Origin of the sequence: Moorena sp. SIO3B2, from assembly GCF_010692525.1 — a bacterium.
GTDB lineage: Bacteria > Cyanobacteriota > Cyanobacteriia > Cyanobacteriales > Coleofasciculaceae > Moorena > Moorena producens.
The window spans coordinates 17587-38251 of the sequence record NZ_JAAHHE010000041.1; the positions used below are offsets into that span (position 1 = coordinate 17587).

Sequence of the window (20665 nt, forward strand, 5' to 3'; positions counted from 1 at the left end):
TGATTTTTATCAAAAGGTAAATTCAGCGTAGGGCTTCAAGCTCGAAGACAACTAACTATTCTTGCTCAGTATTCTGGTTATCTCCTTGATCTACGGATTCAATTTCCTCACTTTGTTCAGTCTCTTGAATTTCCTGAATTTCCTCCTCGTCTGGGAACTCCTCTAATGCCTCTTCAAATTCTTCGTATTCGTATTCCTCTGCGGTGTCTAGCTCACCATGACGGCCTTCGTAAATGGCATCAGCCAGTTTACCTATGATTAGCTTAATCGACCGGATCGCATCGTCATTAGCTGGAATCGGAATATCGGCTAAATCAGGGTCACAGTTTGTATCTAATAGTGATACTATCGGTAGACTTAGCTTTTCACATTCCAAAATAGCGTTGTACTCACGCTTTTGGTCTATGATTATGACAATGTCGGGGACCTTACGCATCATTTTGATGCCACCTAGATACTTCTGAAGCTTGCCTAGTTCCCGACGCAGCATAGAGCCTTCTTTTTTTGGCAGTAAGTCAAGGGCACCACTGGTTTCCCGACGCTCTAAATCTTTCAGTCGCTCCACCCTGGTCTTAATTGTTTCCCAGTTGGTGAGCATACCACCTAACCAGCGCTGGTTGACATAGTAGGCACCACAACGGCTTGCCTCTTGGGCAATAATTCCAGCAGCTTGCCGCTTAGTACCCACAAACAGAAATCTTTTGCCCTGCTCTGATGAGGTGCGAATATAGTGATAAGCGTCCTCCATCAGCTGAGCTGTCTGTACCAAGTCAATGATGTGGACACCATTACGAGCAGTGTAAATGTAAGGATCCATCTTGGGGTTCCATCGGCGAGTCTGGTGACCAAAGTGAACCCCTGACTCTAGCATTTCAGCTAAAGAAACTACAGGCATAATTTTTTAACTCCTAATTCGGGTTTAACCTCCATCCAGGTGGATTTCCCTTTAGAAACACCCGAAACCCTGGATGTGCGATGTTTATAAAACCCCTTTAGGGTAACACATTCTGACTCCCTAATGGCAAAGGGATTAGATGGATAAATTTTATTTTAATAACATTAAAATTGTTAATTGGTAAGCGATCAGCGATCAGCGATCAGCGATCAGCGATCAGCTTACGCGCTACGCGCACGCTACACCGAACAGCGATCAGCCATTGGCCGTAGGCCAGGGTACTTGAGGTGCTTTTGAATAAAATAAGCTGACGGCTGTTCCCTTAGCGTGGCCAACGGCTGACCGCTGACCGCTGACCGCTGACCGCTGACCGCTGACCGCTGACCGCTGACGGCTAACGGCTGACGGCTAACGGCTGACCGCTGACCGCTGACCGCTGACCGCTGACCGCTGACCGCTGAATGCTTACCCGACTACTACACGGGGTAGTCGGTGCTTAAAACCACAAATAATTTCCCAGGAAATGGTGCCTAAAGCCATAGCCCAGTCATCTGCTGAGATTTGCTCTTCCCCATCCTGTCCAATTAAGGTAACAATTTCCCCAACTTGTATATTAGGAATATCACTAACATCGAGCATGAGCTGATCCATTGTAATTGCGCCAATCTGAGGAACTTGCTGCCCTCGGATGATGACATTGATGCGATTGGAAAGATTTCGGGGAACACCGTCAGCATAGCCAATACCGACTACTGCTAGACGCATCTGTCGATTTGAAATAAATTGATGGCCATAGCTGATACCAGTGCCAGGGGGAATAGTTTTAATTTGGGTAATCCGCGCTTTTACCTGCATCACTGGCTTGAGGTGAATAACCTTTTGAAGATGCTCTGCTGGGTAGAGACCATAGACGGCTAATCCGACACGCACCCAATCGTAGTGCAATGCTGAGTCGGTTAAGGTGGCAGCGGAATTTGCCAAGTGTAATCGGGGTGGAGTTATGCCACCAGCCTGCAATTGTGCGATCGCGTTTTTAAACCTTTGATGCTGCTGTCTCATCACTGTGGGGTCAGGACTATCAGCAGTGGCTAGATGGGAATAGACACTAGCTATTTCCAAGTTAGGTAATTGTTGGACTAAGCGTACAAACTCGATGGCATCTTGCCAAGGCATTCCCAAGCGAGACATTCCTGTATCTAGTTTCAGATGCACTGGCAGGCTTTGGTTTAGACCACTCAAGGTTTCCGAAAACACTAACGCTTGTTGAGGATTACACAGAGTTGGTTCCAATTGCCAGTGAGCGATCGCTTTGACTTGTTCTGGGGTATTAGTCGCTCCCAACAAGAGTATAGTGGCCTTAATTCCCCCTTGCCTGAGTTGAATGCCCTCTGAGACAGTAGCAACACATAACCCCCCAGCACCAGCCTCTATCGCTGTGCGGGCAACGGTTAGAGCACCATGGCCATAGGCATCGGCTTTCACCACTGCCATTAGTTGGGTAGGATGGCGCAAAAGCTGCTGTATTTGCCGTAAATTTTGATAAAGAGCAACTTGATCAATTTCGGCCCAGGCTCGTTGGCGTAATCCAGGATAACAAGGGTCAGTTAGGCAGTCAGTATCATTCCCTAGGATTTGTGTGACAGATTCCGACTGTAATGGTGTTATACCAATCCTCTGCTGAAGCTCTCCCATAGGACTTCACTCCTCAATCACTCAGACATTACACACTCACACATTAAACACTATAGGTCGAATGACGCTTTGAAAAGTTGCTGTGAGATGTCACAATGTTCCACGGGGCTAGTAGTTCAATATAGCTGCCATTGAACGGCACCCTGCGTAAGCATTCAGCAGTCAGCCGTCAGCCGTCAGCTTATTTTATTCAAAAGCACCTCAAGTAGGGTGCGCGTAGCGCATAAACTGTTCGCTTAGCGTGGCCACATGCCTTTGGCTGATAGCTGATAGCTGATAGCTGATAGCTGATAGCTGATAGCTTAGCACCCTGCTCAGGATAATCTGATCGGTTGGCTATTCTACCTACCTAAAAAATCCTGAACTATGGGATTTGTTTGGGTAAGTATTAAAGCAGCTATTAGGATGTCTTAAGCACTAAAGATGAGATAACCCACATCTGCTGTTTTTTTGAAACATATAGTTCATGGATTTATCAAAGATTCCTGCTCAACCTAAACCAGGTCTGATCAACGTTTTAATTGAAATTCCCGCAGGTAGTAAAAATAAGTATGAGTTTGACAAGGATCTAGAAGCCTTTGCCCTTGACCGGGTACTTTATGCATCGGTACACTACCCCTATGACTACGGCTTTGTCCCTAACACTCTAGCAGATGATGGTGATCCTCTTGATGGTATGGTGATAATGGATCAACCTACGTTCCCTGGTTGTGTGATTACCGCTAGACCAATCGGGATGCTGGAAATGATCGATGGAGGTGATCGGGATGAAAAAATTCTGTGTGTTCCTGACAAGGATCCTCGCTACGCTGAAGTAAAAACTCTCCAAGATATCGCGCCCCATCGGTTGGATGAAATTGCTGAATTTTTCAGGACATACAAAAATCTGGAAAAAAAAGTCACTAAAATTTTAGGATGGAAAGATCTTGATCAGGTAATGCCTTTGGTGGAAGAGTCAATCAACAACTATAAGCAGTAGGGACTGATCAAGTAGGGACTCATCGGTGAGATGAGTTCCACTAGAGTTTCTTTTCTTAGGCTAATGGTTAGATGCTAGAAAGCTAGCAAAGCGATTAGCCATTCTCTGTTTTAAGGGCAAGCATAACAAAAAATACCCCAACCCTAATCAAGTAGGGTCAGGGAGTGATCCCAACAGAAGGTGACATACTCCCACACTGACTCTTTGAGTTCAGTGTGGGCTTCTTGCCAACTCCACCCAACAGTTAGGATACAAGGCCGTAGGCCACGCGGGGCGCGTTCGGCAAGGTTTATTAATGACACGGGATGCCCCTCCGCGCCGGAACATACAATGAGTTTGAGTTTTTTCTTAGGCACGTAGGTGGTGGTTAGCTCTTCATTTGTCTTCCCTACTAGATTTAGTATACACGGTCTTCGATCCTGTCCGCAATTCATCTCACACTCATGGCGTAGCATTGAGATGTGAGATGAATTGCGGATGAAGCTAAAAGATATTACCTTTTTAGGTGAGGAGATAATCAGGTGAGGATGGGATGGGGTGAGCAGTTATACTTGAGATGGGCATACACTGAGCTTTTGGTTTAGCTGTCGAGGTTAAGCTATAAGGAAATGGGCTGACTTCCGATAAATGAAAGCTGACCGATCAAGGGATAACCGATGATTTACCAGTTCCCATTCTAATTGATTGAATTAATTTGATGCGTTTGTGACATAGGTCACAAACTGTTTGTTCCTAAATCCGTTAAAATTAACCAACACTTAAGATACAGTTAAGAGAAAGCATAACTGTATCTTAACTTGTTTAGGGGGGCTGAAAGGTTCCAAATTAGAGATCTGACTAAATTACTGGGGCTGTTGTGGTTGCTTTCCCCCATCTATTTACTCTTGATGTATTCAATTTGATGTATGAAATCCGCCCACTTTAACAGAAAGTAGTGGTTAACCCTGATGGTTACTCATTTTCACCCGAGTATCCTCTAGTCGGAATCTACCAATGGGAATAATTTATAACTTAGGCTGACGTAATTCACAGATTCAAGATGCAAAATCTAGTAGCACCCACACGAGGCAACTATAAGGCTAAACCCAGCCTAAACAATGGCACTGGAGGCGACTTGAGCGTCCGATTTTGGGGCGTTAGGGGTCAAATTTCGGCTCCTGGGACAGATACAATTCGCTATGGTGGCAATACATCTTGTGTAGAGATGCGTGTTGGTAGAAAACGCTTAATCTTTGACGGTGGCAGTGGTTTGCGGGTGCTGGGAAATCATTGGCTTAAGCAAATGCCCATAGAAGCTCACATTTTTTTTTCTCATAGCCATTGGGACAGCATTCAAGGGTTTCCCTTTTTTACTCCTGCGTTTATTCCTGGTAACTGTTTTCATATCTATGGAGCAGCAGCACCTGATGGGGCATCCATTGAACAGTGTCTAGGTCAGCAAATGATTGCTCCAAATTTTCCAGTGCCCCTTCAGGTCATGCAGTCAGATCTGAAATTTCACGGGCTGAGGTCAGGTCATACAGTAACCCTAGATGATGTAACTGTAGAGGCTGTGCTTCTTAATGACTCACATCAAGCAATGGGCTATCGGGTAAACTGGCAAGGATATGCTGTTGTGTACGCCACTACTCACTCCAATGGTTGGGGTGCCATTGATGAAAATCTACGATACCTATCCCGTCAAGCAGATTTGCTAATTTTGGATGCTCCCTTTCCCCTCACAGGAGATGATCTGTCTAATTATTCACCTTTGATTTGGCAAGATCAGCGTTGGCAAACTGGCATAGCAACGGCAAAGGTGGCAGGTGTTAAGCGCATAGTTATGTCTCGTTATCATCCTGACTATAATGATGATTATCTCGACAAACTAGAAAAGCAACTCCAGTCTTTCAATGGTAATCACTTACTGGCTCGCGAGGGGATGGTTTTGCCTGTTTGTTCAAGGGTATAGGTTATTAGGTATGACTATAGTGCTGGAATTTTAGCTGAACCGCGAGAAGCCCCGCACTTTACCTTCATTGGCTAAGTGTCGTATGGGAAGCGCGGGGTAAGCTCCGGAACGAAGCTTACCAATGTGATATACTAGAAATGGTAGGGAAGATAAATAAAGAGCTAACCGCCACCTACCAAATAAAAATATAACTTTTTGTATTGTTCCGGCGGGTCGGGGCATCCCGGAGACGAAACCTTAGAATAGGGTTTGAAGTTACCGTAAGATCAGGTCGCCTTTTTGGGTTGTAGGTTATGCAGAAAAGGTTTAAAACTATTGTTATAAAGGCGACCTGATCTAAGGTTTCGTCTCTTGCCTTAATCATAAAGTTTTAACCCTTTACCCATAGCCGACTAACCATAAAGGCTGCCCCAGCGAGGGATTGCTCGCTGGGGTAACTTCTGACCGTGTCGTTAATAAAGCTTATCGTTCGCGTAGCGTGGCCTACGGCCTTGTATCCAAAAGCAGTAGCTGGAGTTGGTAAGAAGCCCGCCCTGTCCCGTTAGGGCAGCGTCGGGAGATGTCACGTAGTGTTGATATTCCCCAGAGTGTGTTCCCGTAGCGGCTCTTCGAGAGCATCGCATTTATCCCACTGGCGATGCGCGATCGCACTCTGGGGAATGCTGTTGGTTATTACTCGCTTTCGGGGTACTGATCCTGAACCCAATGGTTCACCCTGGTGGTTGTCGGTTACTGGAAATCCCTCTAATTAAGTTTTCTATTAGATTAGCCCAATCCTTTAATATATAGCGCTACAGTTCAATAGTCGTCCTGTCAGGTAAATATATTTCGCAATAGTTCTCAATCATGATATTAAAGCATTAAAAATGTCTATTTCATCAGCTTGATCAGCTGGCTTGGGGCAAGTGATTGGGGAAAACGCTCCTCGTCTGAGGCAATCCCTATGCCCAAAAAAAAAGAGAGCCACGTTTTTGACTCTCTCGATCATCAGGGTGCATCTACTAATTAAAATTTATCACAAATGGTGAGGGGTGTGACCCCTCATAGGAAAAATCAGCCAAATGGCTGATACCAATGGGCTAAATACCTGTGGGATATTACCTGTCCGATATAGAGTATATTGCCCTTTTGGCTGATTTTTGCCTCAATTTCACCGGATAAGCCCAAAAATAGTGTCCTAAAGGCTATCCGATCGGACAGAAATCCAGATTCGTAATAATTCAAGGTGATGTGGAATTGGTCAAGGGGATTTAGAGCAAATTGACATAAGCGATCGCTTAATGGCAGAGATGATCTCAAGCTTGTGCCAGTGGGAAGATAACTAAAAACTGAGGTCGATACTGATCACTCAGTAAAGGCGCACAAGCATGGATCTGTATAGTGGATCTGTATATTAGTAACCAACAGAAGACTCTGTTGACTGAAGTGATGCTCTAGAAAAGACTTGAAATCCTAGGTACTTGAGTTGTGGAATCGTTCATTCGCGAAGGGTGGCCCACGGCCAAGGTTTTGATGAAATTTCCTGAAACTCTAGATTTCCTTAAGTAGTGGGTATTAGACTTAACTTAAGGTACACCCTTGTCTGATGAAATTTGCTACTATTGCCCAAGCTAAGAGAATAATAATCTTTATACTAACGTTTTGCTTAAGTGGGTGTTTTCCTCAACTTGATCAACTATTCAGAAATCCATCTTGTAGGAAAGCTGAAGAAGTTGTCAAAACAGCCCAAAATAAATTCAATAGTATAGTTTTTAATTTGACGCTAGAAAGTCCCGATCAAGAGACAATTGAAAAGCTATACTCACAACTTCAAATTCTTGAAGAATCAGAAGAAAAAGCTTATCAAATATGTCAAAAAATCTAGTTTTTTAATTTATATAGCTTGGTTTAAAGGGAACAGCGGATCTGGGAACAGCGGATCTGGGAACAGCGGATCTGGGAACAGCGGATCTGGGAACAGGAAAAGGATAGCAGCAATGCATCGCTTTTTTTATCAATCATCTGTTTACATCTCAAATAAAAATTATCTCTTTATTCTTTTCCGAAAACTAATCCTGATCAAGACCATAAGATTGCAACATTTTTTCTCGCCGTTTACGAGCAATTGCTTGTAGATCAATGTTTCGATCGGTCTCATCAACAATTTCACCGGTTAGCACCTCCAGTACATCCTCCAGGGTGACTACACCAGAAACACCCCCATATTCATCCAGTACAACCATCAGATGTTCACGGGTTTGCTGAAAGGTTTTCAGTAGCTTATCAGCCCGAACAGTTTCAGGGACAAAGCGGACTTTACGAATCAGAGAAGCAAGGGGTTGGTTATGTTTTTCTTCAATGATTGCTGTGAGTAACTCATCTTTGAGAGCAATTCCAATAACTTTATCAATAGAGTCTTCAACCACAGGCATCCGGGTGTGAGGCGAAGCAATAATGCTTGGTTTAGCGTCAGCCAAAGTGGTATTACCATGTAAATAGGTGGTTAGGATTCGCGGCGTCATTAAATCAGATGCAGTCAAATCATTTAACTGAAATACTCGTTGGATCATTTCTGCTTCATCATCTTCAATCACCCCTTCTTGATACCCAACCTTCGCTAAAAACCGGATTTCCGCCTCATTGGTGGTAGGAAGTTTTTGACCTTTAGTAAACGGAGCAGTAATTTTTTCCATCAACCACACCAGAGGGGTAAACACAACGGTTAAGAACCGAACTGGTAGAGCCACGAGTAGGGCGATGTTTTGGGCGTAGATCTGACCAAGGGTTTTCGGGACAATTTCCCCAAATACAATAATGAGAAAGGTAAATAGACCTGAAAAAACCCCCAACCAAGCCTCTCCTAAGACCCTAGCAGCAAGGGAACCAATTACGATGCTGCCAACAATGTTGAAGGTGTTGTTGAGAATAACAATGGTAGCTATGGGCCGGTTCATGTTTTTGCGAATCGCCAGTAGTGCTAACGGTGTAGGCTTGTTTGACTGCGCTAACTGTCGGACTTTAACGATAGGCACTGAAAACAAAGCCGTTTCTGCCATAGCACAGATGGCTGAACCCAACAGAACAATAAGTACTGCGATAATGACTTCAAACATGTTGACAATCCCCGTCCTATAAGGACGGGGATTCTTACTTCAACGAGCTGTCTTGCCAAACCAGGTCGGAACCAGGAAAGGTAGAGGACAATTCTCCATAAGAGTTTAGATATTATAGATCTAGGTTTCGGTGTGCCCCACCGTACCTTACCTTTTTTTTACATATAGATAGATACTTTTTTTATCTAATTTTTTTTCATAGACGTTTAAGTCGTTAGACCAAATTACGCAATATGTATCTCTTACATATTTTTTACGTTGTCTACTTATGATTAGATAGTATTTATCTAGTTTTTGGTTTCTTGTTTATACTTTTATAATAACACGCAGTGCGAAAACTGTCAAGTTTTAACTTAAAAAGAAAGCCGTCCTATAAGGACGGGGCGCGATTACCCAAAATTTTTGGTAAATGTGATTAGGCGTAAAACCTTAGGCTGGTGCGCTACGCGCAATTGTTACCCGCCTAATCCCTGATTAACTCACCATTATTGATTTAACCGCTAATTAGAAACTTCTGCCAGTTCAATTACACGATCGTCCACATCCTTGACCAAAAAGTTCAGGGGCTTGAGGGTGCGCACTTTGTATTTCAGCCGTCTCATCTGCACCAGCATCAAAACTTGATCCAAGCACTCATGGTCAAAGCACACGTGACGTTGTTGGTTTTTATTGCCCAAGCTAGCTCCGGAAATCACGTGGAGCTGGGTATTCTTCTTTAACTGGTACCATAGCCCATCAGCACCACTGAACTGGGTCGCTTGGGTGGTTCCCAGATTGGTTGACATATATAGGGGGTCAATGCTGGTACTCCCCATGGTTTGCTCGTAATTATAGTAGTAATGTAGGGGGACTTCTGCTGCGGATAACTCTAGCAAGCCTTCATAAAACTGTCGCGCTATTGCCAAATCAGACACCATGATGGTGTGAACTTTTGGAGCGCTGGTCAAAAACATCCACATGGCAAAGGCATAGGCCCCTAGGAGCATCACCATGATACCTTGAGTGGAAAACAGGCTATCTAAAGGCAAAGAGGGTAAAAATGCGCCAAGAGGCAGGGGCGAAGTTAGCCAGGAAATAATATCAACTGATAGAATCATAAACTTAAACAGAGTTAGCAACTGGATAAATTAGTTTAAAGGTCCTTATGAACTTTTTGTCCAATCGTAGGTAATATTATTACCATCAGACATTGAGGTGCGACCCAAGGCCGTGAGCAATCCCTCACGGCCTTGGAGGCGCGCACCTTGGCGATGGCCTTTGGGCCACGCTACGCGAACGCTTTTTCTCAATTTTAGCTTCAACTGAAGGAGCATCGGAGCACCACAGGTTGTAGACTTGGTATCGGCATCCATCTCCTTCATCTTGAGGTCTAGTCCAGACCTAGGATACTAGGTTTGGAGATTGATCAACTCCAATGCCAGTTAATCATCGGCATTTCCCCTTTCTCAACACGAGGGGGTTGTGGTGAGATCAGGATGCATCTACAGGTGCGACCTGTGGCGAATTAAATTCCCTAAGGTCAAGGGCACCTCTCTAATTCTCCTAATTACAGGTTTTATTGAAAGATTGTGCAAATTCCCAATTTTCCTGAATCTAAGCATCCACTTATTAAATCACTGTTTCATCATAGTGATCAGGAATTGCTGACTTTGTTTCAGCGTCATCGGTCTGAAGGGAAGTACTTTACAGCAATTTTCTGTCGCTACAGTCCTATTGTCTATACATTAGTGCGCCACTCAGCGCGATCGCCTGTACAGGCGGAATATCTATTTGCTCTGACTTGGCGTCACATCTATCACGAACTGGGTGGCATGGATTTGCGGGAGGATTATGGACTAGAGTCAACGTCCTTCCAAAACCAGATTATAAACCTAACGGCGGTTTGTATTAACCAGGCCGACTTGCCACCAGTGGAATCTATTCACTATAACCTGAATTTAGCACCACCACCCTTGTGGTGTTATCTGGAAATGGCATTGGAACAGCTGCCACCAGCGGTGCGGTTGATGGTAATCATGGCTCAGACCTTTCACTGGAGTGAAACGCGAATTGCGGCTTATCTGCAAGCGGAGGGAGAAATGATTACTCCAGCTCAAGTCAGAACTGAACTCCAAGAAGGCTATGAACTGTTGGAAGCTGCTTTACCAGATGATATTAGGGTGGTCTATCTGGGGGTCGAAGCCAAGAATCGAGAAGAATCTGATCTATTTGCAGTACCGGTTTTGAGTGAATAAGGGGCGGTTAGTTTGCACCCTTGATCGGGGTACTTTGATTATAGGTTCAACAATAGCAGAAACGTTGATCAAACGGAGTCTTTTGGTATGGCGAATCATAGCAGGTTGCTGACTAGTCTTTCCGGAATCATAGCGCTAGCCTTTATTCCCTTGGTAATGTTGGCTAGCCCTATGGCTTGGGGTCAGACTCGGAGCATCGACCAACAACTGGCAATCCCTTTAGACAATCGTAGTGACCGCAGAGCAAGAAATCGGGCAGATTTTTTCCTGGAACAGTCAGAGCTGGCCAAACAGAGTGGTAACTTGAACGAAGCGATCGCGTATTTGTCCCAAGCGGGAGAAATTTATCAGCAAATTGGTGACTTTGAGGGATTGGGTAAGACTTACAATTCCCTAGGTCAGACTTACGCCAAGTTGGGACGCTATCAAGATGCAGAGCGAGCCTTGCGCCGAGGCTTGGGTGCTGCCCGTTCTCAACAAAGTTTTCAGCCACAGATTTATAGTATAAATAATATTGGAATATTATTGCTGCAAACGAGAAACCTCAAAGCGGCTCAGGAAGCTTTTACGGAAGCACTGACCATTTCCCGTACTATTAAGGATGATGACGGTGAAGGGTTGAGTCTGAATAATTTAGGCTTAGTGGCAGCTCAAGGGGGAAATTATCCCGAGGCGATTAAGTGGTATGAAGCTGCCCTAGTTTTACGGCGTCGCTCTCGGGATAAGTTGGGTGAGACGAATATCCGGAATAACTTGGGAGATGCCTATCTCGCCGCTAGACGGGAAAAAGATGCTTTGTATTCTTACCGCATTGCCCAGATACTGGCTGAGAAAGTTGACAATGTGTTCAATCAGATTCGTGCTATTAAGGGTATAGCGTTAACCCATATCGCTACAGGTAAGAATCGGCAAGCGGTGAAAGCACTGAAGGAATATCTGGCTTTGGCACAAGAACAAAACAATCGCCGTGAAGAGCTTGTTGCTCTAAAGTTGTTTGCCCAGTTATATCAAGACACTGGTAACTTGTTGGAAGCTCGGGCTTTTTATGAAAAAGCGATCGCAGTGGCTCATGCTTTAGGAGATATTCAGGAAGAAACATTGTTGATGAGCGATTTAGCTCAAATTATTTATGTTAGTCCTTAGTAGTTAGTCCTTGGTCTTGAATCCAGTTTTTGAGACTAGAATAAGTTGATTGGGCTATCTGTTTGACCTGGTTTTGAAGTTTCCATTTTTGGAAAGCTCTTTCGTAGTCATCGCCCTGTACTTGATAAGTATTCCAGGCTCTGAGTGCTATCCACAAACCCCAGAACAAGAAAATATATAAAGACCAAGACAGGGCAGCAAAGTTAAAACCAACGTTAATTAGATTAATCGCCAATAAAAAACTATTAACGATTACAAATTTTCCAAAACTTTTTTTGAATTGGCTACGTCGGTAGCTATTGAATTCATGACGTTTTTGCTGTTCTTGTTGTTGGGCTAGCCATTCTCGTTCTGCTTCCAAGAGAGTGTGGATTGAAATCCCTAATTCTGAAGCAATTTCCACCAACTGTTCACGGGAAAATTCTTCAACCATTTCCTGACGTGCCAGGGCTAGATTGAGGATTTGCTGGATGTCTTGTTGGTTGTAAGAGTGGGTGCTTTTGGTTTGAAAGACGGACATCGTTTAGTCAGTTTTACTAGTAGGAAGGGGGGTAGTGCTTAAAGAAGATGTTGCTCTAAACACGCTTGAGCTAAGAGCGGTGCTTAATTTTATTATGCCGATGGAAACAGAGAGGGGTCAAACCACCTGCATTCCTAAAACCGCACTAAGCGTGGACGGATTTTACGGCATTTTAGCAATCGGCAAATCTTTTACATTTCGTTACGATAGAACCATGAAAGACGAAACTACTATCGAGTTGCCTTCAGGTAGGTTAATTGTTCATTGCTCTTGGTTGATTGTTGATTGGCAAAAGCGATAAACCCTTTACTGCCAAGGATAACTGGCAATGGTATCATGATCTATTTTTCATGAACTATTTTTCATGAAATGTTAACTATGAACCATAACCTATCTACTACCTTAGAAGCCAACTTGGTATAAAAAAACGTCTTAGGAGAGTTTGAGGTAGTCTGCATGAACAGCAGTATTCGTGTTGGGAATTTATTTGGGATTCCCTTTTATGTGAATCCAAGCTGGTTTCTAGTCCTAGCTTTAGTCACCTTTGATTTCGGAGGTGACTTAACAAATTTTTCAGGATTGAGCGGTGTTTTGCCATGGTTTTTAGGATTTGTGACTGCACTTTTGTTATTTGCCTCTGTCTTAGCTCATGAACTAGGACACAGTTTTGTAGCGATTCAGCAGGGAATTGAGGTTAAATCTATCACTCTCTTCCTATTTGGTGGTCTAGCTAGCCTGGAGAAAGAATCAAAAAGTCCACTAGAGGCGTTCTTAGTTGCGATTGCTGGTCCAGCTGTTAGTTTGCTACTATTTGCTCTACTATATGCCGTTCAGGCTAATGCTAATCTAGCTAGTTCATTGGCATCAATTGTTGGACTCCTCGCCTCCATCAATTTGGCTTTAGCATTGTTCAACTTAATTCCTGGCTTACCCCTAGATGGGGGTAACATCCTGAAGGCACTGGTTTGGCAAGTTACGGACAACCCACACAAAGGTGTGTTATTTGCTAGCCGTGTTGGTCAGTTCTTTGGTTGGGGAGGAATTATTTATGGAGTGCTTCCAATCCTACTTTATGGTAGCTTTAATGGCATCTGGTTTGCCTTAATTGGTTTGTTCTTGCTGCAAAATGCTGGCATGTCTGCCCAATCTGCTATGGTTCAAGACCAGCTCGATGGGTTGACAGCAGAAGATGCGGTCATTGCCAACAGCCCAATTGTATTCGCTGATTTGTCTCTAAGGGAGTTTGCCAACGAGTACATTATCGGTAAAAATCAGTGGCGCAAGTTTGTAGTAACTGATGAAGCGGGCCAACTGCTAGGAGTTGTGATAGTCGATGATCTCAAAACTGTTCCTACCTCTAATTGGCCGGTGACTCCAGTAAGAGCACTGATTAAGTCTGTTAAGACTTTGAGAACTGTTCAATCAGACCATTCCCTGTTAGACGTTGTCAAAATTATGGAGAAAGAGCAGCTAGAGCAGCTACCTGTGGTTAGTGACAACGGTGTAGTGATGGGAATTCTGGATACAGCTTCCATTCGCAGTATCCTCGAAGAACGAAAAAAGGCTATTGAGGGTAAGGGGTAAGGGGTAATGGGTAAGGGGTAATGGGTAAGGGGTAATGGGTAAATGAACCAACTACTAGATCACCCAACTAGACTTGAGTACCCAATTGAGCAGGTCAAATTTTGTCAAAAGACTGTGCCATCACTTTCTATCTGAATCGGGGAAGAGCCTCCTGGTCTTAATTGAGCAGCAATTCTACGTCCTGCTGTCCAAGTTCCTCCTTGTAAAACTTTTACTAGTGGCAATTCAGTAGCACTCAGGTTCAGTTGTTGACGAATAGTTCCTGCTATTTGATCTAGCAAACTAACGGTGAGTGCTCGCCACTCAATAATCACTTCGGAGCTGGGTAAGTGAGACTGTTGTAAAATAGCGCTATCCTTGACTTCTAGTAATCCTAGATCTAAACATAAGCCCCCATTTCGATATTCTGCTAGGCCGGTCAACTGCTCAAGTTCAGTAATCTCTAAACCCAGTTCCTGCAATGGCTCTAATAGGGAGTAAGTTAACCACTGGGAGAGTTTGTGAAATGGTACATACTCGGAACCATAGTTATCCCCTTTGAGAGCAGAATGTTGCCACACATCCCCTAAGTTGACCCCCGCTATTGATTCTCGTTTTGGCCAAATATCCCCTAATCCTTCGAGGACGGTGCTGAATAGGTTAGTGGCACTCAGAAGGTTGGCAGGTTCACAGGTTGCAGGTTGTTGGTTGCCAGGTTGTAGGTTAGCTGGTTGACAAGTTGCAGGTTGTTCCTGGGGAGGTTGTGAATCTGTAAGTGGCTTGACCCAGCTTTGGTTGTCTTGGCAACTTTCAAGGTTTAAGTTGCTAAGCTGCAATCCCTTGGTAACCTGCAACTGATCTAGCCAGTGGTAATTTACCAAGTCATTTACCAAGTAATTTACTAAGTTGCCAGGACGAGGATTGACTTTGCCAAACATCTGTGGTATAATAGCTAGGGATTGCCCTAAGCGCTGTAGTAAGGCTAGCCTACCCTCTATGCCTATGAGTGGATTGGTTTGACTGACCTGGAATCCCTGGGCTAAGTGGTGGGCACTCAAGGATTGAAGTCCTTTGGCATCGACTTGCCAAGGTAGGTCTGGGTCGCTGGAGAAAGCTCCCTGACAGAACATGCGGAAACTAGCAACGGCTAATCCTTCGGAACGGCGAAACACTAGTCCGGTTTCTGGTTCATGATACTGCCAATTGCTGCCAGCTCCAGCATCGAGCAGGACGCTAATGATGACTAAGTCGAATTTGGTTTGGGCTTTTTGGAGTGGAGTGAATCCTGCCAATTTCTGGTCTAGTTCCCGAAGACGAGGGACATTTCCTACCTCAAAATGCCGCCAGCGACTATGAAATGGAATCTGGAAATCGGGGTAGTGCTGGTGCATTACCTCGATGACATAGTTAGCTACTTGCTCTAGCTTGGTTAAATTGCAGCGAAAGTACTGCAACTGGTCAGCACTAGCTAAGGTGAAAATGCGATCGCATCTCTCCCGAATTGCCAATGGGGTTCTTAAGTAAGCGATTAACTGCTGTTGTGCATTATCCACAGGTGACATAGGCAACAGGAAATTACGGAATAGGCAATTCGGGGTTAACTAAGCACTATTGACTATTGACTATTGACTATTGTGACTATTGACGATAAATACTAATCGGCTAAACCGCGCCCTTGAATTTCAGCTAATGCGATCGCATCTTGTTCAGTTGTATTTTCAGTGTAATAACCAGCAGCTTTTTTGGCAGCGATTTCTACTTGGGCATCAGCGGGAATTAAATGTTCTGGAATGGGAATGCGCTGAATAATCTCAATACCGGATTCAACGATAGCGTTATATTTCATATCGCTCATGGAGACAAAACGGTCAATTCGTTTAATTCCCAGCCAATTGAGCACATCAGGCATTAGTTCTTGGAAGCGCATATCTTGAACCCCAGCGACACACTCTGTACGGTTGAAGTAGGCATTAGCGCTATCACCTCCTTGCTGACGTTTCCGGGCATTATACACTAGAAACTTAGTTACTTCACCTAAGGCGCGACCTTCTTTACGGAAATAAACAATGACACCTGCACCTCCAGCTTGGGCTGTTTGGACACAGACTTCTAGACCATGGACTAGATACGGACGACAGGTGCAGATGTCGGAACCGAAAACATCAGAACCATTACATTCATCATGAACTCGTACAGCCAGCAGTCGATTGGGTTCAGTAATGGCTGCTACATCACCAATTAAATAAACAGTGATACTACCAATCGGGGGTAAGAATACCGTTAAATCGGGGCGAGTGATCAGTTCTGGGAACATGCCACCGGTTTGCTGGAATAGAGCACGGCGCAGGTAACTTTCCTGAATGTCCAATCGCTGGGCAATTCCCGGTAGATACCAAACCGGGTCAATTGCTACTTTAGTGACTACTAAACTACCATCGTTTTTAATAATTTTGCCATCAATTGCTAAACGCTTTTTATCTACAGCATCCTGTAGTTCTGGCATATTAATATGAGCTTTGGTGATGGCAATCGTGGGTCTAATGTCATATCCCTGCTGATATAAATCGCTATAAACCTCACCTACCATCGCCCCAAAGGGGTCGAGAGAGACAATCAAATTAGGGTCAGTCCAACTGGGATGAGGACCAATGGGAACGATGGGAGCAGTGTTGGTGAGATCCGGGCGGTGATTGGGCTCGAGTGTGCCACTGGCTACGGCTAAAGCTCGATACACTGAATAGGAGCCTGAGTGAGTACCAATAACATTGCGATGAGCTGAGTTAACTAAGGTACCGACAATAGGTCCTCGTTTGAGGGGGTCACTTTCTCCCCAGTTAATTGCTGGAGAATTGCATCTAGAAGAGTTAGGATGGGAGGTTAAAACAATATGCTTGGGTTTGGTTATAGTTTTTGAATCTTCCATTATAGTTAATCTGTAGAATGCACCAACGAGTGTCTAGGTCTTAGTATCTAAGACTTGGTTAATAGGGATAAACTACTATAGTAACAATTTATAACAGGACTATCAGTAGTTTCTATTACTATTGCTATAGTGGGCAAGAATTATGCAACCAGTGCCTTGATCTGTAACATACAAAAAACCACATTATGCCACCATGACTCCAACCTAAATTGCTCACAATCTAGTCTCACAAGCTAGTTATAACAAGGGGTTTCGTATTTTTGGATTTATTATATTTTTAGCGTCCGCGCTCTTAACTTAGGGGCATTAATATTATGTATCTATGAAAAAAAATCGCCTTCTATGTTTTATTTTATCACTATTATTGGTCATCTTTGCTGTTGGCAGGATTTCTTCTGCCCAGATAACCGATCCCATTCCCGAGCAAATTAAAAAGTCAGAACTCTCTGTGGGATTGGAAGAAGTTGTTCAAATTCCCAATAGTGGAACTGGAAGAAACAAAGCTGCTCGCTTGAACCTGCTTACCCATGCAGGAGATGGTAGCGGACGATTATTTGTTAACGATATGCGTGGCAAGTTGTATGTCATTGTTGACGGCACTGCTACTGTTTATATGAATCTGAAAAAATTAATTTGTGCAGACTTTACTTATGAAACTCCTCAACAGGGCTTCGCTTATTTTGCTTTTCATCCAGAATTTGCTCAGAATGGAATTTTTTATACTGTAACTAGCGAAGTTAAAACTGGCAGTACTCCTGACTTCCCCGTTACCAAACCAATTATTGACAGTAACAAGAAGATTATCGAAAGTGCCCACCACGATGTAATTCGCGAGTGGAAGGCAACAAACCCTTCTAGCAATACTTTTGTCGGAACATCCCGTGAGATTTTGCGCATTGAAGAGCCTTACCCAGATCATAATGTTGGACAATTGGGCTTTAATCCCAATGCTAAACCAGGGGATGATGATTATGGCTTGCTCTACATTGCTGTAGCTGATGGCGGTAGTGATGGCTACCCTGTTAGCGATACCGAAGCTCACGGACGTTGGGTCTTTTTGGCATGGTCTCGGTGGGTTTTTCGGTGGCCGCTCATCAGGATTCACCATGGCTCAATTACTTGTCTGTTCTGAGTTTCACACGACTTGAACCCTGAGGCAATCCCCCCTCTTGACAAAAGGCTTTTTCTCTTAACTTGTCACCAATGACCGGGGGCTTTCTTCTCGCAAATCTTTCCAATGCTAGCGCTTCCCCTTTCTCTAGAAATCCCTGGCGGATTCGACCCACTGTGTTGCGATGCCGATTCAGAGCTTGAGGGATTTCGTTATCTGTCCATGAACTCGATTGCCAGCTCTCCTTCATCGGACATCAAAAAGATTTGTGCATGAAGGATTTTTTGGGCTGGTGCCTGTCCATCATTCAACTCCAAGGGGACTCCCGTTATACCCGCGCATGTTAGCGGGAGGGGAATTGGAGACTGGATCTGTTGCGCTTTTTGATAATCTATGCTAGGATTATCGTATATTAATGGACCTTTTAGGTGCCGGTCGGCAAGCTGAAAAGCCTCTGCTAGAAGGATAAACCAATAAAAACCTTGAAAAAGTAAGCCCAATGATTTGAACGGAGGGTGTAGAGGCTGTTTGGCTCAGCCGTTAAGGGTTTTATACTCTTAAGAATCCCTCACTATAATCTTGGCCAAAAGGCCACGCTACGCGAAAGATTTAGTGATGGGAGTGTCAATCCGGCTAATTGCTTCGAGTCAATGCCAATGCTCTGTACTCAGTGCCATCTTGTCCCGTCTTCCTCTACCCATGGTTCTCACCGCTCCCTGGCTCTATTACACTAATTTAACATGGTCACTCCACTACGCACTTAACAAGAATACATTTTCCCAAACTATTCCAAAAGCTCCAACACAGCTTTCGGTGAAAGTTTATCCTTAAACCAAACAACTTGAGCTGGCAAATTCTTCACCGTAACCCCAGCTTTATCCAAATTTAACCGTTCCGAAATCGCCAGAATCAAATTGTCACATTCGGCCTTGCGCACCTGAGCGAATTTCTTCTTTAAATACTCTGGACGCCAGTAACCAATAATTTCTAATAGGAAATTTCGCCCATCAGGATGAACAATCCGAAAGTCGGGCACCATCACACTACCAGGAATAGGAATTAAATCCACTTCTCGCTCTAATACCCACTCAGTTTTCTGAGATTCCCAACGCTTAGCAAAGGAAGCCTCTAACATACTGTCGTAAGGTTTACCAGGGGGATAGTGAGTCACCAAGCCACAGCGGTCATTAAGGCTAAAATGCCCCGTCTTGATCGTACCGCTGTAAGAGTCACGGCTTTGTAAGGTAGCCTTGAGACTCCATTTAGTAACGTGTAGTAAGGCTGGAATCAGTTTTGCGATCGCTAAACCATAGCGAGTACTCGGCTTAAATAAACTAGTCGGTCCATCAATAGTAATCGTGAAGCCATGGTCCGCATCCCCTTCAATGTAAGTCATCAGCTGAAACAACTTCAAATAGCGGATTAATAGCTTATACTCCCCTGGAACATTCCGATGAGCATTCAGAGTCATCTCAGATGCCCGATAAAAAATACCCTGAACTTGAGATAAATTATAGCGATGCAGTAATGCCTCTGGTGCTGGGTGATCGAATTGAGTCAGAATACGATTTTCTTGTAAATCCGCATAAAGTCCTTTAGAAATTTGCTCAGGCAACACTTCCTGGTTTAATTCCTCAGATAAAGCAGTGCTCAGGCTTTCTAGAGTAGTCTGAGTTGCCTGGCGACTAGGAACAGATTGAGCCGCCAGGGCAAAAACTCGTTGGCGGAGTGCCTTAGGGTCTATGGGGCTAACAACTTCAAAGGTACTGAAGCTCGTTTTAAGAATATGGGCTAAACCTCGTTTAACCCGGTAGTCAGGGCTATCTCCTTCCCAATCCAACAACTTACGGTCTAGTTCCCCTTGGGTACTACCAGTAGCCTCAATAAAGCAGTGGATTAACTCAGCTGCCATAGCACAGGTCTGATTGTTAATCAGCAACCGTTTGGGAATGATTTCTTCGCCATTTTGTCTACTAATTAGCAAATCAGTCGGTAGCATTAATAATTAAGTGTTTTTTTTCTTTCTTTGCTGTGATATCTTGCTTGTAATGGCGGTGTCATGATAAAGAGCAACGGGTAAAGACACTGCCAGCTTGCCTGGTACAGAGAGTAAATGGTCAAGGAGGTTCCTAGTCAACTGTCTTTTCTAGCATCAAAATTTATTCTTTACTCACAATACTTCCTTTGACCCTAACCATTCAGGTTGGCTCGATTGAATTATACAGAGGTGCTAAATAATCATGAAAATCGCTCTATCCCCAGAATCGCCATTTTTGATTTCCCACCGACTAAAGCATAAATCTGTGGCGTCTACACCTGAACGCCAATCCAACCTGGACATAGAGACAATGGTAAACCAGATGATTACCAGGGGTCAATTGAGCCGTCAAGAGTATCTACAGCTGACGAGTGCCTTCCTCTGCGATTACAATATAAGCGACGCAGAACGCCACCAGATTAATCGGATATTTGATCATGTTCAGACTGGTCGTGTGAAATTAGTTGATTGTCAAGTTACTTGATTAGGGACGCACAGTGATAACTACCCACACTTTCCGGTCT

21 protein-coding genes and 1 pseudogene are annotated in these 20665 nt (G+C 44.1%); 11 read left to right on the forward strand and 11 right to left on the reverse strand.

Translation table 11 applies throughout. The annotated features are described in order from the left end of the window. Positions 1–55: 55 nt before the first annotated feature. Positions 56–895 (reverse strand): 30S ribosomal protein S2, encoded by an 840-nt coding sequence (rpsB, locus tag F6K38_RS12670; RefSeq protein ID WP_008189244.1) that lies wholly within the window; start codon positions 893–895, stop codon positions 56–58. A gap of 465 nt (positions 896–1360) precedes the next feature. Beyond that, positions 1361–2587: an alanine racemase gene (gene alr / locus F6K38_RS12675; protein WP_287356689.1), complete on the reverse strand. Its 1227-nt coding sequence runs from the start codon at positions 2585–2587 to the stop codon at positions 1361–1363. Positions 2588–3053: 466 nt separating this feature from the next. Between alr and F6K38_RS12680 the strand changes: the two genes are divergently transcribed. The 3 genes from F6K38_RS12680 to F6K38_RS12690 all read left to right on the forward strand — a co-directional run bounded on the left by F6K38_RS12680 (position 3054) and on the right by F6K38_RS12690 (position 6269). Continuing rightward, the gene (locus F6K38_RS12680) at positions 3054–3566 is read left to right on the forward strand and encodes an inorganic diphosphatase (RefSeq protein ID WP_008189248.1); all 513 of its coding nucleotides are present in this window, start codon (positions 3054–3056) and stop codon (positions 3564–3566) included. Positions 3567–4605: 1039 nt separating this feature from the next. Next, entirely contained in the window at positions 4606–5517 is a 912-nt protein-coding gene (locus F6K38_RS12685) for an MBL fold metallo-hydrolase (protein WP_008189251.1), read from the forward strand. Positions 5518–6086: 569 nt separating this feature from the next. After that, on the forward strand, positions 6087–6269 hold the full coding sequence (locus F6K38_RS12690; protein WP_131826918.1) for a hypothetical protein: 183 nt from the start codon (positions 6087–6089) through the stop codon (positions 6267–6269). A 301-nt stretch (positions 6270–6570) separates the two neighbouring features. On the opposite strand, the gene F6K38_RS12695 is transcribed toward F6K38_RS12690, so the two are convergent. After that, on the reverse strand, positions 6571–6816 hold the full coding sequence (locus tag F6K38_RS12695) for a hypothetical protein (protein ID WP_131826919.1): 246 nt from the start codon (positions 6814–6816) through the stop codon (positions 6571–6573). Between the two features lie 286 nt (positions 6817–7102). Between F6K38_RS12695 and F6K38_RS12700 the strand changes: the two genes are divergently transcribed. Continuing rightward, on the forward strand, positions 7103–7381 hold the full coding sequence (locus F6K38_RS12700; protein ID WP_008189253.1) for a hypothetical protein: 279 nt from the start codon (positions 7103–7105) through the stop codon (positions 7379–7381). 184 nt (positions 7382–7565) lie between these two features. Here F6K38_RS12700 and F6K38_RS12705 read toward each other — a convergent pair whose 3' ends face one another. The 3 genes from F6K38_RS12705 to F6K38_RS12715 form a co-directional block, all read right to left on the reverse strand. Next, positions 7566–8609, reverse strand: a complete 1044-nt coding sequence (locus F6K38_RS12705; protein WP_008189254.1) for a hemolysin family protein — start codon at positions 8607–8609, stop codon at positions 7566–7568. A gap of 500 nt (positions 8610–9109) precedes the next feature. Continuing rightward, positions 9110–9706, reverse strand: a complete 597-nt coding sequence (locus tag F6K38_RS12710) for a hypothetical protein (protein WP_008189255.1) — start codon at positions 9704–9706, stop codon at positions 9110–9112. Between the two features lie 45 nt (positions 9707–9751). Further along, the gene (locus tag F6K38_RS12715; RefSeq protein WP_287266261.1) at positions 9752–9961 is read right to left on the reverse strand and encodes a hypothetical protein; all 210 of its coding nucleotides are present in this window, start codon (positions 9959–9961) and stop codon (positions 9752–9754) included. A 216-nt stretch (positions 9962–10177) separates the two neighbouring features. Here F6K38_RS12715 and F6K38_RS12720 point away from each other — a divergent pair, with 216 nt between their 5' ends. Together F6K38_RS12720 and F6K38_RS12725 are read left to right on the forward strand one after the other, a co-directional pair. Continuing rightward, positions 10178–10843, forward strand: a complete 666-nt coding sequence (locus tag F6K38_RS12720) for a sigma-70 RNA polymerase sigma factor region 4 domain-containing protein (RefSeq protein WP_008189259.1) — start codon at positions 10178–10180, stop codon at positions 10841–10843. An 87-nt stretch (positions 10844–10930) separates the two neighbouring features. Further along, positions 10931–11986 carry a tetratricopeptide repeat protein gene (locus tag F6K38_RS12725; RefSeq protein WP_008189262.1) on the forward strand — a complete coding sequence of 352 codons (1056 nt, stop codon included), beginning with the start codon at positions 10931–10933 and terminating at the stop codon, positions 11984–11986. Here the strand turns inward: F6K38_RS12725 and F6K38_RS12730 are convergent. After that, the gene (locus F6K38_RS12730; RefSeq protein ID WP_008189265.1) at positions 11976–12506 is read right to left on the reverse strand and encodes a 2TM domain-containing protein; all 531 of its coding nucleotides are present in this window, start codon (positions 12504–12506) and stop codon (positions 11976–11978) included. The genes F6K38_RS12725 and F6K38_RS12730 overlap by 11 nt on opposite strands. A gap of 34 nt (positions 12507–12540) precedes the next feature. Here F6K38_RS12730 and F6K38_RS12735 point away from each other — a divergent pair, with 34 nt between their 5' ends. Together F6K38_RS12735 and F6K38_RS12740 are read left to right on the forward strand one after the other, a co-directional pair. Continuing rightward, positions 12541–12807: a hypothetical protein gene (locus tag F6K38_RS12735; RefSeq protein ID WP_008189267.1), complete on the forward strand. Its 267-nt coding sequence runs from the start codon at positions 12541–12543 to the stop codon at positions 12805–12807. 155 nt (positions 12808–12962) lie between these two features. Next, entirely contained in the window at positions 12963–14090 is a 1128-nt protein-coding gene (locus tag F6K38_RS12740) for a site-2 protease family protein (RefSeq protein ID WP_008189269.1), read from the forward strand. A gap of 104 nt (positions 14091–14194) precedes the next feature. Here F6K38_RS12740 and F6K38_RS12745 read toward each other — a convergent pair whose 3' ends face one another. Together F6K38_RS12745 and F6K38_RS12750 are read right to left on the reverse strand one after the other, a co-directional pair. Then, the gene (locus F6K38_RS12745) at positions 14195–15631 is read right to left on the reverse strand and encodes a URC4/urg3 family protein (RefSeq protein ID WP_008189270.1); all 1437 of its coding nucleotides are present in this window, start codon (positions 15629–15631) and stop codon (positions 14195–14197) included. A 92-nt stretch (positions 15632–15723) separates the two neighbouring features. Next, on the reverse strand, positions 15724–16992 hold the full coding sequence (locus F6K38_RS12750) for a GTP cyclohydrolase II (protein WP_008189272.1): 1269 nt from the start codon (positions 16990–16992) through the stop codon (positions 15724–15726). Positions 16993–17314: 322 nt separating this feature from the next. Between F6K38_RS12750 and F6K38_RS12755 the strand changes: the two genes are divergently transcribed. Continuing rightward, positions 17315–18124 carry a PQQ-dependent sugar dehydrogenase family protein gene (locus F6K38_RS12755; RefSeq protein WP_008189274.1) on the forward strand — a complete coding sequence of 270 codons (810 nt, stop codon included), beginning with the start codon at positions 17315–17317 and terminating at the stop codon, positions 18122–18124. 76 nt (positions 18125–18200) lie between these two features. On the opposite strand, the pseudogene F6K38_RS12760 reads toward F6K38_RS12755, so the two are convergent. Then, positions 18201–18408 (reverse strand): annotated as a pseudogene (locus F6K38_RS12760) (helix-turn-helix domain-containing protein); the annotation flags it as partial. Positions 18409–18682: 274 nt separating this feature from the next. On the opposite strand from F6K38_RS12760, the gene F6K38_RS12765 reads away from it, so the two are divergent. After that, complete coding sequence (locus F6K38_RS12765; protein WP_287252824.1) at positions 18683–18934, forward strand: hypothetical protein; 252 nt, start codon at positions 18683–18685, stop codon at positions 18932–18934. Here F6K38_RS12765 and F6K38_RS12770 read toward each other — a convergent pair. Beyond that, a complete protein-coding gene (locus F6K38_RS12770; RefSeq protein WP_008189279.1) occupies positions 18888–20102 on the reverse strand; it encodes a DUF790 family protein in 1215 nt (404 codons plus the stop codon). The genes F6K38_RS12765 and F6K38_RS12770 overlap by 47 nt on opposite strands. Positions 20103–20343: 241 nt before the next feature. Here F6K38_RS12770 and F6K38_RS12775 point away from each other — a divergent pair, with 241 nt between their 5' ends. After that, positions 20344–20625 (forward strand): hypothetical protein, encoded by a 282-nt coding sequence (locus tag F6K38_RS12775; protein WP_008189281.1) that lies wholly within the window; start codon positions 20344–20346, stop codon positions 20623–20625. Positions 20626–20665: the final 40 nt, after the last annotated feature.